Here is a 12,726-nt window from a genome sequence, read left to right as displayed (position 1 = left end):
TTTCGCCATTTAAAATCCCCCTTGAGTAAACAGTAGCGTTGCTTTTCTACACTGTCCACTTAAGGGGGAGCATATCAAGATAGTGTGTTGCATTGAAAAGCGCTCTGGCTTCCTTAGGAAGCCAGAGCGCTTTTTGCACAGTAAGGACGAACTGTTGAATAAAATGAAATTAGTATCCATCTCTGTATGGAAGTACTGTTCATGAACAGCAAACTTTTGTTTTCCTTGTTATAACTTAAATGTTTTATAATTGTATTGAACCCATTAAATTCCTAATGTATTCTTTTAATAGATATAAAGGAGGACATCACAGATGGGTAAAATTTTTAAGTTTGGATGCTTAGGCATCATTGGAATTATCATTTTACTGATCATTCTTGCTGTAATCGGTTATAATGGCATGAATAATACTGAAGAAACGACTATTAAAGAAGATGCTGGACCAGCATCAACTGAAGAAACATCTAAGGCTACAGACGAAACAGAAGGACTAACTCAAGAAAAATTCGACCAAATCAAGGAAGGTATGTCCTATGAAGAAGTGGCCGATCTTATTGGTCATGAAGGCACGTTGATTTCTGAAACAGGCGAAAAAGGCACTGACCTTCACACGGTTATGTATGAATGGGAATCGACAGACAGCGCTCTTGCTAATGCCAATTTTATGTTTCAGGATAATAAACTCATGAGTAAAGCACAGGCTGGGCTTGGTGAAGGTCCTAATTCCGATGTAAAGATTACATTGGAAGAGTTTACTGAAATCACTAATGGTATGTCGTATTCAGAAGTCCAAGCAATTGTTGGCGGTGAAGGTGAATTAACTTCAGAAACTGGCGCAAGCGATGACCCTCTTAGAACAATCACGGTTACTTATTATGGAGAACCACTTGGATCAAACGTAATCTTAGTTTTTATGGCGGATAGATTAGAATCTAAATCGCAATTCGGATTAGAGTAGAGCTCTGCAATCGCAGAGCTTTTTTATTTCTCAATGACAGATATACGATTTAAGAAGTAGAGTAAAGTATGGATTCTTTAATCCACAGTTTCGGTCCACTGTTGATCACTAAAATACAATGCAACAAAAATGTTATTATGTTGTGTTGGAAAAGCCCCGGCTGTCAAAGGCAGCGGGGGCTTTTAATATACAGTAATGGACGAACTGTTGACTAATCAGGTAGATTACTTTGACGAGAAATGCGGTAAAATAGCTAATAAAGATATTTAATTATCCTTGGAGGATGAAATTATGAATTTTGAAGAACTTACACAAAACAAGCCAACGTTAGAATGGAAACAAAGAATGGATGAAGAAGATGATATTTTCACCGATGAAAATACCAATGTAACTAATGAGGTTCTGGATTCTTACATCAGCAGTTTAAAAGCACTTGGAGATACGCCAACAGAGGAAGCTATACTGGAACGTGTCAAAGAAGTTGTTATTAGATTAAATGAATTAAACGACAAATATGATTACTTTATTGAAACCATGGAAAGAGAGGAATTAGCTGAGTTTATCGAGGAAGGTGCGAAAATAGCTGGATTAAAATCTGAAGAAGACATTACTGAGGAATGGAGAGAGTGGTAAACAAAAAGACTAAACAATAAAAGGATGAGTAAACGTGAAAAATTTGATTTAAATAACGGTTGGCATATAGAGATGTATGAAAAAAATGATGTCTATTTCAATGAAAACAAAGTTGCCGTTGTTGATTATGACAATGACTTAATCGCTATTGTTCAATTTGAAGATGATAAGATTGATTTTCTTCATACAAATTACAATTTGAGACATCCGATGCTTCATCCTTCATCGGTTCTGGTTTAACCGGTATTTCTCCCGTTGCGAAGTAATATTCAATCTGCTTGATCGAATAGTGCTGGTCCCGGTTCAGCTGGCGGATCAGCATGAGCCTTTCCAACGCCCGCTGATCAAAATAGTGGTAGCCGTTGTCTCCCTGCAGGGTGAGGATGTAGGATTTTAACTCTCTCAGCCAGTTGCGCACAACACCCGGGCTTTCATTCACATATTTCGCCGCGTCCTTCACCGTTAAGCGCAGATCCTCCAGGTTTTCAGGTATGTTTTCAGATAAGTTTCCAGCACCTTGATCTTTCGTTTGAGTCATGATTTCCATCATCCTTTCAAGGCATGTTTCAATATATATGTCTGATGAAAAGCATAATACGAAGCTACTCTAAAGGTGTGCGGTGGGTTTCAATAAGGTTTCCCAGTAGGTGTTTTAAGTTTAGTAAATATGGAGTGGAGATGGGTAGCATTGTTCAGCAGTAATTGGTGTAAACCGTATCATATGTGAAATGAATATATACAGCCCGCCTATGATCTGGATCAAATTTGCAAAACACCGCAATATTTTGCGTGACCACGCCAATATTTTGCGGTTACCGATGAATAGATTATTGTTAAGATGAAAGAAAAACGAATTGTTGGTCTTGCTAATCATACGGTCCTCATTAACAAAGAAGGGGCCGAAATCCCGATAGACGACAGCGCTGCTCCCATCCTCAATGATAGGGGCGACATGACCGATATTGCCATGGTCTTTAGAGGCGTGATCGAACGGAAGCGCTATGAAGAAAAAATCAAACATTACGCGTTTTATGACGCCCGATATCTACTGACAAATTAATAAAGCTGTAAAGAATGAAGCAGCAAATTACGGACTAATCTCCATTTTTAAGAGGGGATTTTTGGGTTGAAAGTGAGTTTTTTATACATATCAGATTACTTTATAGCCTAAAAAACAAAAACCGGTAAATTTCGACATGTTTTACAGTAAGATTAGGAAATGATTAGTGATTTTATTAAATAATGAAATTCATTTTGAAAAAGGCAAACTTGTTGAAAGATAAGGACGCAAAGCCACAGATCTAAAGCAAATGCTAAGATGGGTGGGTTGCCAAAAGGAGAGAAAAGCGATGAAAAACGTAGTATCCGATAGGGGATTTTTGAGTTATATTTTGGATTCAATGGATGAAATTCTTATCTTGATAGATTGTGGTTTGCGTGTGAAATATGTAAACCTGGTGGCTGAAAAGTCTTTAGAACTTGAAGGAGTTCACTACCAGGATAAACATATTTATAGTGACTTGAATTTCTTTCAATTACCTTCTGATTATGAAAAAAATTATTAGAAGAAGTGATAAGAACCGGAGAAGCACGTAGAGGTGTACTGAGAAAAACGTTAACGGGTAGAACATTATCTATGAATGCCATTCCACTAGTTGAGGAAGAAATAGAAAAAGGAATTCTCATTACGGGTAAAGATATAACAGATATTATGATGATGCAGAATGAATTGGATATGGCGTTCGCTTTAACGCTACCTAACAGTAAAGTAGAATATAAACTTAAAAATACGGTTGAATATATGGATACCTATGATCCAGATAGTAAGATGATTACCATTACGGGCATTATTCCAGACGGTGGATACCGTCATATTGTGAATTGCCTTAGACTCCTATCTAATTTATATCAAAAAGGAGTTGCGGAACTAATTGGAATTGACAAAGACCAGTTGGTTTAGGCTTTCATTTTTCATGATTTAGGCAAATCTCAGCCGATCCTATCGGTTAGCGACGTAGCAGATCCCAAGAAAGTTTTTGAAGATGGCAAACTTCATGCGTATCGTGGAGCCGAAATTGCTAAAAACTTTTATGCTATCCACGAAGATATTGTTGAAATCATTCGCTACCATCATCATGAGGAACATGAGCTTCCTGATGCATTCCCATGGCGTTTACGGCCAATGTTCCGATTATTTCAGATAGTAGATGGATTGTCAGCTTCGATCACAAGAGGAGGGGGAGAGGTGGATTTCACCGTACAAGACTGTATTGTTACCGTTACCGAAAGAAATCATCGCCCTCAGTATAATGGAACATGGCAAGTTGATTTATTTACGGGGAAAAGAACGAAAATCTCGGATTAATATTTCGGATTCTTGGTAAAGAGGCCTAATTATACCTGTATAAAAAACATTCATTCATCATCCGACCACACTGGTTTTTTAATTAGTTTTTGTAGTTCTATAAGGGGAGCGAGTAATGGATAATATGACACATATCTATGGTGAGCATCATCTAATATTAGTTGTCTTTTCGATCATGATTGCAATATGCTCATCGTATACGGCTCTTCATCTTGTCAGCAGGCTAAGATCATCAGAAAAGGGGCTTATGAGGAACTACTGGTTAATCGCAGCTTCTATCTCATTGGGTAGTGGAATATGGGCGATGCATTTTATTGGCATGTTAGCATTCGATATTAATATGGATATTCAATATAATCCATTATTAGTTGTCGCATCCATAATTTTGCCCGTGATGACGTCCTTTTTAGCTTTTTATACGTTAAGCCAATACATCCTTAGGAGATACTTGATTGTTAGCGGAACGATAATGGGAATCGGAATTCTATTAATGCACTATATTGGGATGAAGGCGATGATTGTAAAAGCAGAGATTCAATATGACCCGCTGTGGGTCAGTGTATCTGTACTGATTGCCCTATCGTCCACCAATATCGCAGTGCAGCTATTTGCTATATTTAGAGACAATCCGGTTTACGAGAAATTGTGGACTAAGCTAGCCTCAGCTATTTTACTGGGCACTTCGATTTCAGGCATGCATTATACTGGGCTGAAAGCGACAACCTTTTTAACGACATTCGATTACCACCAAAATTCACCGCCTGATTGGTCAGAAAATAATTCGTTAGCAATAAGCATCGTCATCATCATCTTGTGTATACAGCTATTTATTTTTATCAGCCGTTACATGGATCAAAAAACATCCTTAAAAATAATAGAAAGTGAAGAACGGTATCGGCAATTAGTTGAACTATCTCCTATCGCCATAGGTATTCACAAAGCAGGTGTTTTCACATATATCAACCCTGCGGGGATGAAAATTTTAGGTGCGAATACGTTGGATGAAGTAGTTGGCAAAAATGCTTTATCCTTTATCCACCCAAGCTACCATAAGATTGTAAAAGAGCGGCTAAAAATGATGTTTGAAAATAAAGCCCCTGCAGCTCCTTTAGAAGAAAAAATGATGTGCATGGATGGGGAAACCGTCGATGTTGAAATTATGGGATTACCGATTACAATTCACGGACAAGAGCATGTCCAGATCTTCTTTCAAGATATAACGGAGCGTAAAAAGATGGAAGAAATGACGCATCATTTTGCTTATCACGACGCGTTAACAGGATTACCGAACAGGCGGTTATTTGAGGAACACCTTCTAAAAGCATTACTCGTTAAACCAGCTGATCCTAGGGTGACAGCTGTTATGTTTATTGATCTAGATGGATTTAAGCAAGTGAATGATACGTATGGTCACGACGCAGGGGATGCTTTATTAAACATGGTCGCTGAGAAGTTAACACGCACTGTTCGTGAAGGTGATGTGGTTGCCCGCCTGGCAGGTGACGAGTTTACAGTTTTATTAACCGATATTCCGAAGCAAGATGTAATGGGTATAGCTAAAAAAATTCTTGATGTGTTAGGGCTTCCTTTCATCATAAAAAATGAGAGCATTCGCATCACCCCAAGTATAGGGGTTTCTCTCCATTTAAACGAAAGTGAAGATGGTCATTCACTCATCAGAAAAGCAGATACAGCTATGTATCAAGCGAAACGAGCAGGGAAAAACACCTATCGCATTTACAGAGAGGATTAGATGCAAATACACTTACTGAAAAAGGGAACGGAGCAAATAATGACTCCTAACTAATCGAGAAAAAATAGAATAAAGACTCTATTCACCCGTTCGTAAAAGTACGCTTTTACGCAATATTTATTTTTTTCAAAAAAGCAGTTGACGAACTGCCACCAACCATTTATTATAATTCTTATAGAATTAATCGGATATCACATCCGACAACAATCCATCAATGAATGTGCTGATCGGACGGCCGAAAGCACACGCCTACTTCTAAAAAGAGGCGTGTGCTTTTTTTGTTGGAATTGAAAGGAATGATGGCAATGAAAAGCGACTGTGACATGACGGTGTGGGAAATTTAACATAAGCTGATCGGACAACCGAAGGCTCTCTGTTCTTTTCAGACAGGGAGCTATTTTCATTTAAAGAGGAGGAGTAATATGACTGTTTCCATTCACGTGGACGAAAAAGCATTTGGGCGGGTGGTGGTGCTCGATGACATCCACTTGGATATTCAAAAGGAAGAATTTCTGACGATTATTGGCCCGAGCGGCTGCGGAAAAAGCACCTTATTAAAAATTGCGGCAGGGCTTGATACTGAATACAGCGGAAGCGTGGAGATCAATAGCCGACAAGTAATAAAACCCGGCATCAGTCAAGGATTTATTTTTCAGGAGCACCGGCTGTTTCCGTGGCTGACGGTGGAGCAAAACATAGCAGCGGATTTGAATTTGCGTGATCCCAACGTAAAAAGAAACGTGCAGGAATTAATCGACATTGTCCGGCTGACGGGCCATGAAAAAGCGTATCCGGCAGCGTTATCCGGCGGCATGTTACAGCGAGTTGCGATTGCGCGGGCGCTGCTGCGGGAACCAGAAGTTCTTTTGCTTGATGAGCCGTTCGGCGCGCTTGATGCATTTACCCGCAAGCATTTGCAGGACGTGTTAATCGACATATGGCAGAAGAAAAAAATAACGATGATTTTGGTGACACACGATATAGATGAATCCATTTATTTAGGCACGCAGCTGGCGATCTTGAGAGCCAAACCAGGCCGACTGCAAAAATGGCTGCCGATTGGGCTGTCTTTTCCACGAAACCGAACCGACACATCGTTTCAATATTTACGGCAAAAGGTATTGGAGGAATTTGAAAAAACCGAGCACTCTGTTTACGCGGAAGGCGCAGGAATTTAGGAGGAGTCAGAATGAGAAAATGGCTATTTTTAATCGCAGCATCGCTGCTTTTGGCGGCATGCTCGGCACAAACGTCAAGTGAAGAAAAAGAAGTGAAAGAAATTAACATCGGTATTCAGCAGAGCTTGAGTCCGCTTTGGATTGCCAAAGAAAAAGGCTGGTTTGAAGAAGCGTTTGAAAAAGAAGGCATCAAAGTGAAATGGACGGAGTTTCAAAGCGGACCGCCTCAATTTGAAGGGCTGGCAGCAGGAAAACTCGACTTTTCACAGGTCGGCAACTCGCCCGTGATCGGCGGGCAGGCAGCAGATGTCCCCTTTAAAGAAATTGCCCTTTCACAAGACGGCCTCAAAGCGAATGCTGTTTTGGTGAAAGAAGGCAGCGATATTCAATCAATCGAAGATTTAAAAGGGAAAAAAGTGGCAGTTGCGAAAGGGAGCAGCGGTTTTGACTTCCTTCATAAAGCGTTAAAGGATGCCGGTGTATCGCCAGATGATGTGGAAATTATCCAGTTGCAGCCGGATGAAGCAATGCCGGCGTTTGAAAATGGATCGGTGGATGCTTGGTCGATTTGGGAGCCGTTTATCTCGCTGCAAACGATTGAAAACAATGCCAACATTTTAGCGAATGGGGAAACCATTAAATCGTATTCGCCAGGCTTTACATTGGCACGGAGCGGTTTTGCAGAAGAGCATCCGAAAGAAGTGGAACGATTCCTTGAAGTGTACAACAAAACCGTTGAATGGCAGAAAGCAAACAAAGAAGAAGCGATCTCGATTTATGCCAAGATCAAAGAATTGGATGAAAAAGTAGTGGAGAGCGTGCTAAACAATACGGAGCCACTGAATGAATCGATTACAGAAGAAATTATTCAAGCACAGCAAGAAACGGCCGATTTTCAATACAAGCTTGGCGTCATTGATAAAGAAATTGACGTATCAAAAGTAGTGGACAATCAATTTATTGAAAACGAAAAGAAGGAGGAAACCGAATGAAAACAGCAGCCTATGCGGGATTGAGCAGACAGGAAAAAGCAGAAAAAATAAAAAAAATCCGGACTGTACCGGCATGGCTGAAAGGATTTGTTGTGCCGGTCATCATTTTGGCATTGTGGCAATATGCGGGGAGCGCAGGGTTCATCTCTCCGACCGTCCTTCCAACACCGCTTGCCATTCTTTTAACGTTTTATGAGCTGACGATATCCGGAGAACTGGCTGCGAATATGCAGATCAGCATCGCGCGTGCGGTTGGCGGCTTTTTGCTTGGCGGCGGATTGGGTCTTTTATTCGGCATTTTGGTTGGGTTTTCGAAAAAAACAGAGTCTTACTTAGACCCGTCGCTCCAAATGCTGCGCACGGTTCCTCATTTGGCTGTAACACCGCTTTTCATTTTATGGTTTGGGTTCGATGAATTGTCCAAAGTGCTGTTAATTGCAATGGGTGCGTTCTTTCCTATCTATATTAATACCTTTCTCGGCATTCGCAGTGTGGATGCAAAACTGTTCGATGTGGCACGCGTGCTGGAATTCAACTGGCATCGTCAAATTACCCGGCTTATTTTGCCGGCGGCGCTGCCGAATATTTTACTGGGTGTGCGGCTGTCTCTTGGTATTGCCTGGCTTGGCCTTGTCGTAGCGGAATTAATGGGATCAAGTGCCGGTGTCGGCTATATGATTATGGATGCCCGCCAGTTTTCTCAAACAGAAAAAGTCTTTGTCGGAATCATTATTTTTGCGGTTGTCGGCAAATTAACGGATTCATTTGTGCGGTTGCTTGAACAGAAACTCTTAAAATGGCGAAGCAGTTTTAAAGGAACGCATTAAAAACAATAAGGGAGCGAGATAAATGGAGATCTTATGGTTTATTCCAACACACGGCGACGGTCGTTATTTAGGAACGGATATTGGCGGAAGAGAAGCGGATCATACGTATTTTAAGCAGGTTGCACAAGCGGCAGACCGGCTTGGCTATACAGGTGTATTGCTTCCAACTGGAAAATCGTGCGAAGATCCGTGGCTGACGGCGGCCGCGCTTGCAGCGGAGACAACAAGGCTGAAATTTTTAGTTGCGCTTCGGCCTGGATTAATGCAGCCATCTGTTGCCGCACGCATGACGTCTACTTTGGATCGCTTATCTAACGGCCGTGTGCTTATTAACGTCGTGGCCGGAGGTGATCCGGTTGAACTTGCGGGTGATGGTCTTTTCCTCAAGCATGATGAACGGTACGAAGCTGCAGATGAATTTTTAACCATTTAGCGTGGTCTGCTGGCGGGAGAGCAAGTAGATTTCAACGGAAAATATGTAAAATCAGAAGGCGGAGAATTGTTGTTTCCACCTGTTCAAAAGCCGACACCGCCTGTTTATTTTGGTGGTTCATCACCAGCGGGACAGCAAGTGGCAGCAACACATTCCGATGTATATTTAACATGGGGAGAGCCGCCGGAACAAGTGCGGGAGAAAGTGGAGAGTGTACGCGAGCAGGCTGAAAAAGAAGGGCGAACGGTCCGGTTTGGCATTCGCCTGCATGTCATCGTGCGTGAAACAAATGCGGAAGCATGGGCAGCAGCCGATAAGTTGATTTCCTATTTAGACGATGATGTCATCGAGCAGGCCCAGCAAACATTGAGCCGCTATGATTCAGCCGGTCAAAACCGGATGGCCGCTCTTCACAGAAAAGGAAAAGAAGCGGACCTGGAAATCAGTCCGAATTTGTGGGCAGGCATAGGGCTTGTGCGCGGAGGTGCCGGAACAGCACTTGTTGGCGACCCTGAAACCGTGGCGGCCCGCATTAAAGAATATCAAGACATCGGCATTGAAAGTTTTATTTTCTCCGGGTATCCCCATTTAGAAGAATCTTATCGGTTTGCGGAGCTTGTCTTCCCGCTTCTTTCATTCGGTCAAGATGAGGATCTGGGACGATCAAGAGGGAATATTGGAGAGACCATCGGCAATAGTATTTTAGCCGGCAACATTAAAAATCAGCCAGTATAAATAAAGCTGCTGTGATATGCAGCAGTAATTAACCTAATAACAGAAAAAATAAGCCGCTGATTGGTCAGCCAAAAGCGCCTTGAAGGAGGAAACGGATGAATATTGATCATTTAGAGGCCTTTATATATGCAGTGCACTTTAATAGTATTCATAAGGCGGCAAATGCCTTATTTTTATCCCAGCCCACTGTGACTGCGCGCATCAAAACACTGGAACGCGAGTTGGATCAGCCGCTATTTGAACGAAGTGGTCGAGGCGTTTCATTAACGGAAAAGGGAAAAGAATTTTTGCCCTATGCAGAACAAATTATTCAAACATATGAACAAGCAAAAAAACAACTTCGCAAAGAGCCTTTGCAGGAGGAGTTTGTCATTGGAGCGAATTTGATTTCTTCTCAATATTTCATTCCAGATGCTCTTCCCGTTTGGAAAGAAGCCTTTCCTGAATTTCGTTTCACATTTATGTCCGCCTCTAACGATACACTTATGGATAAACTCCTGCGCAAAGAAATACACATCGCTTTTATGAAAGAAGTAACCCATGATGCGTTGCAACAACAGCCTCTTCTTGATAATTCAGTCCGCCTCGTTACTCATCCAGGACACCCATTCATCGGGCGAACCAATATCACAGCAGAAGAATTGGCTTTAGAGCCGATGATATTTTTTGAATGCGGTGCGTTCGACTGGAACAGGGTTCACAAAATATTTGACGTAGCGAATGTGAAACCGCGTATCGAATTTCAAGTGGGACATTTAGAAGTCGCAAAATCTTTAATTAAAAGCGGGAAAGGAATTGGGTTTTTACCTGCTTTGTGTATGAAAAAGGAAGTAGAACAAGGAGAGATTGTTGAAATCGAAGCCGATCATCTGCTTCGTTTAAAACAGCATATATACGGTACTTTTTATGGAATGGAGCATCCGCTGCTATGGAAATCTATAGAGCATTTCGCCGATACATTCAACAAAACCGAGCAAGAGGAGGCGCCAATTAGGACTCATTAAATTATTGAATGAATACAATAAATCTTTCTATCACGAAAAGCATTTATTTTTAGAGCTCTGGGTGATAGGATAAATGGCAATCACCCAAAGGTTATTAATCTTATCTGTAAACTCGGTATAAAGGAGGAGCAGGTGTGGCATATAAAATCAGTTTGCTGGATCAAAGTCCAATTTATGAAAATGAAACCGCATTTGATTCGCTGCAGTACACGATTCAGCTGGCACAGAAAGCGGAAAAGTGGGGGTATCATCGCTTTTGGGTGTCAGAACACCATAATGCAGAGCAGTTGGCAGGATCATCACCGGAAGTGTTAATGTCTTATTTACTCGCAAAAACAAAACAGATTCGAATTGGGTCAGGTGGGATTATGCTGCAACATTACAGCCCATACAAAGTAGCTGAAAACTTTAACGTTTTATCATCTTTGGAGCCGGGACGGGTTGACCTGGGAGTGGGAAAAGCGCCAGGAGGGCTGCCCATCTCCACAAAAGCACTGCAATACGGAACTGTTAACGATGGAAATGATTTTGAAGAAAGGCTGACGTTTCTCCATCAGATTCTTGAGAAAAAAATTCCAAACGGACATCCGCTTTCAGGAGTTCAGGCAAGGCCTGAACCTCCTCTATATCCTGAATATTACTTGCTTGGGGCCAGTGAGAAAAGTGCTGAATTGGCAGCGAAATTGGGTTGGAATTTTGTTTTTGCCAAATTCATTAACAGTGACATCAGTGTCTGGGAGGAAGCTGCTCAGACATACCGACAATTGAAGCCAAACGGCAAACTGATTATGGCAATCTCAGTCTTTGCCGCAGACAGCCAAAAGGCAGCAGAAGAGCGCGTGACCAATCAAAGCGTTCATAAAGTGTATTTAAAAAGCGGTCGCAGCGTAACGGTTCAGTCATTCGAGCAGGCAGAGCAATTTGGACAACAGTCCGGCGAGGAATTTGACATCCAAGAACAAAAAGCAAGCATAGTAGCCGGCACAGCAACATTCATACAAGAGGTTTTGAACCATTATCACCAAGCATATGGCGTAGATGAATTTGTCCTTCATACACCTATTGAAGAGCGTAAGGCCCGGCACCGTTCGTTTCAATTGTTAAGTCCATCTCGTTTATACAATGAAAAGAGGGAAGAATATGTCTCATAAAAAGCAAATTCAATTTGGCATTATGCTGCATGGACCAGGCGGGCATATGAATGCGTGGAAAGATCCTTCTGTACCGGCCGATGCCAGCTTCTGGTTTAACCGGTATTTCTCCCGTTGCGAAGTAATACTCAATCTGCTTGATCGAATAATGCTGGTCCCGGTTCAATTGACGAATCAGCATGAGCCTTTCCAACGCCCGCTGATCAAAATAGTGGTAGCCGTTGTCTCCCTGCATGGTGGGAATGTAGGATTTTAACTCTCTCAGCCAGTTGCGCACAACACCCGGGCTTTCATTCACATAGTTCGCAGCTTCTTTCACCGTTAAGCGCATGTCTTCCAGGTTTTCAGATAGGTTTTCAGATAAGTTTCCAGCACCTTGACCTTTCGTTTGAGTCATGATTTTCCTCATCCTTTCAAGGTATGTTTCAACGTATGTGTCTGATAAGCAGCCTAATGTGGCCTGCTTTCAAAGGTGTGCGGCGGGTTTCAATAAGGTTTCCACGTATGTTTTTCACTTGTGTGTTAAGTTCGGTGGATGAACACGAATGTCCTTTGACTACATTTGTCGTCTGGTTAATTTCCGTGTACTTTGTGCATAAGTACACTTTTTTGAACGGCAAATACTTTTGGTGGTAAATTAAGCCTGTTTTAAGCGTTATTTTACATGTTAACATATCGAAAAAAGATCGCTTTTTTA

14 protein-coding genes, 1 pseudogene and 1 riboswitch are annotated in these 12,726 nt (G+C 41.7%); of the genes and pseudogenes, 13 read left to right on the top strand and 2 right to left on the bottom strand.

Features of this window, described 5'->3' with window-relative positions; translation table 11 throughout:
- Positions 1-313: 313 nt before the first annotated feature.
- Both NLX67_RS20740 and NLX67_RS20735 read left to right on the top strand, forming a co-directional pair.
- The gene (locus tag NLX67_RS20740; protein WP_254313320.1) at positions 314-958 is read left to right on the top strand and encodes a DUF3862 domain-containing protein; all 645 of its coding nucleotides are present in this window, start codon (positions 314-316) and stop codon (positions 956-958) included.
- A 291-nt stretch (positions 959-1,249) separates the two neighbouring features.
- Positions 1,250-1,591, top strand: coding sequence for a hypothetical protein (locus NLX67_RS20735; RefSeq protein ID WP_254313319.1), 342 nt, complete (start codon positions 1,250-1,252; stop codon positions 1,589-1,591).
- A gap of 145 nt (positions 1,592-1,736) precedes the next feature.
- Here the strand turns inward: NLX67_RS20735 and NLX67_RS20730 are convergent, their stop codons facing one another.
- Positions 1,737-2,129, bottom strand: a complete 393-nt coding sequence (locus NLX67_RS20730) for a MerR family transcriptional regulator (protein WP_254313318.1) — start codon at positions 2,127-2,129, stop codon at positions 1,737-1,739.
- Between the two features lie 300 nt (positions 2,130-2,429).
- Here NLX67_RS20730 and NLX67_RS20725 point away from each other — a divergent pair, with 300 nt between their 5' ends.
- From NLX67_RS20725 to NLX67_RS20680, 11 genes and pseudogenes are all read left to right on the top strand, one after another.
- On the top strand, positions 2,430-2,651 hold the full coding sequence (locus NLX67_RS20725; protein ID WP_254313317.1) for a hypothetical protein: 222 nt from the start codon (positions 2,430-2,432) through the stop codon (positions 2,649-2,651).
- A 192-nt stretch (positions 2,652-2,843) separates the two neighbouring features.
- Positions 2,844-2,926: riboswitch (cyclic di-GMP riboswitch) on the top strand.
- A gap of 14 nt (positions 2,927-2,940) precedes the next feature.
- Complete coding sequence (locus NLX67_RS20720; protein WP_254313316.1) at positions 2,941-3,156, top strand: hypothetical protein; 216 nt, start codon at positions 2,941-2,943, stop codon at positions 3,154-3,156.
- A 71-nt stretch (positions 3,157-3,227) separates the two neighbouring features.
- Complete coding sequence (locus NLX67_RS20715) at positions 3,228-3,551, top strand: hypothetical protein (RefSeq protein ID WP_254313315.1); 324 nt, start codon at positions 3,228-3,230, stop codon at positions 3,549-3,551.
- 6 nt (positions 3,552-3,557) lie between these two features.
- Positions 3,558-3,956 carry an HD domain-containing protein gene (locus NLX67_RS23360; RefSeq protein ID WP_375143436.1) on the top strand — a complete coding sequence of 133 codons (399 nt, stop codon included), beginning with the start codon at positions 3,558-3,560 and terminating at the stop codon, positions 3,954-3,956.
- Between the two features lie 115 nt (positions 3,957-4,071).
- Positions 4,072-5,709 carry a sensor domain-containing diguanylate cyclase gene (locus tag NLX67_RS20710; RefSeq protein ID WP_254313314.1) on the top strand — a complete coding sequence of 546 codons (1,638 nt, stop codon included), beginning with the start codon at positions 4,072-4,074 and terminating at the stop codon, positions 5,707-5,709.
- Positions 5,710-6,131: 422 nt separating this feature from the next.
- Positions 6,132-6,887, top strand: coding sequence for an ABC transporter ATP-binding protein (locus tag NLX67_RS20705; protein ID WP_254313313.1), 756 nt, complete (start codon positions 6,132-6,134; stop codon positions 6,885-6,887).
- A gap of 11 nt (positions 6,888-6,898) precedes the next feature.
- Positions 6,899-7,879 carry an aliphatic sulfonate ABC transporter substrate-binding protein gene (locus NLX67_RS20700; RefSeq protein ID WP_254313312.1) on the top strand — a complete coding sequence of 327 codons (981 nt, stop codon included), beginning with the start codon at positions 6,899-6,901 and terminating at the stop codon, positions 7,877-7,879.
- A complete protein-coding gene (locus NLX67_RS20695; RefSeq protein WP_254313311.1) occupies positions 7,876-8,706 on the top strand; it encodes an ABC transporter permease in 831 nt (276 codons plus the stop codon). Before NLX67_RS20700 ends, NLX67_RS20695 begins: the two co-directional genes overlap by 4 nt.
- 22 nt (positions 8,707-8,728) lie before the next feature.
- Positions 8,729-9,874 (top strand): annotated as a pseudogene (gene ssuD, locus NLX67_RS20690) (FMNH2-dependent alkanesulfonate monooxygenase).
- 95 nt (positions 9,875-9,969) lie between these two features.
- Positions 9,970-10,878 carry a LysR family transcriptional regulator gene (locus NLX67_RS20685; RefSeq protein WP_254313310.1) on the top strand — a complete coding sequence of 303 codons (909 nt, stop codon included), beginning with the start codon at positions 9,970-9,972 and terminating at the stop codon, positions 10,876-10,878.
- A 134-nt stretch (positions 10,879-11,012) separates the two neighbouring features.
- On the top strand, positions 11,013-12,029 hold the full coding sequence (locus NLX67_RS20680) for an LLM class flavin-dependent oxidoreductase (RefSeq protein WP_254313309.1): 1,017 nt from the start codon (positions 11,013-11,015) through the stop codon (positions 12,027-12,029).
- On the opposite strand, the gene NLX67_RS23355 is transcribed toward NLX67_RS20680, so the two are convergent.
- Complete coding sequence (locus NLX67_RS23355) at positions 11,938-12,426, bottom strand: MerR family transcriptional regulator (protein ID WP_375143435.1); 489 nt, start codon at positions 12,424-12,426, stop codon at positions 11,938-11,940. The two genes, NLX67_RS20680 and NLX67_RS23355, sit on opposite strands and share 92 nt — an antisense overlap.
- Between the last annotated feature and the right edge of the window lie 300 nt (positions 12,427-12,726).

Origin of the sequence: Domibacillus sp. A3M-37, from assembly GCF_024213455.1 — a bacterium.
Taxonomy (GTDB): Bacteria; Bacillota; Bacilli; order Bacillales; family Domibacillaceae; genus Domibacillus; species Domibacillus tundrae.
The sequence above is the reverse complement of the archived record's forward strand: the minus strand, read 5'-3'. Positions and strand labels throughout refer to the sequence as shown.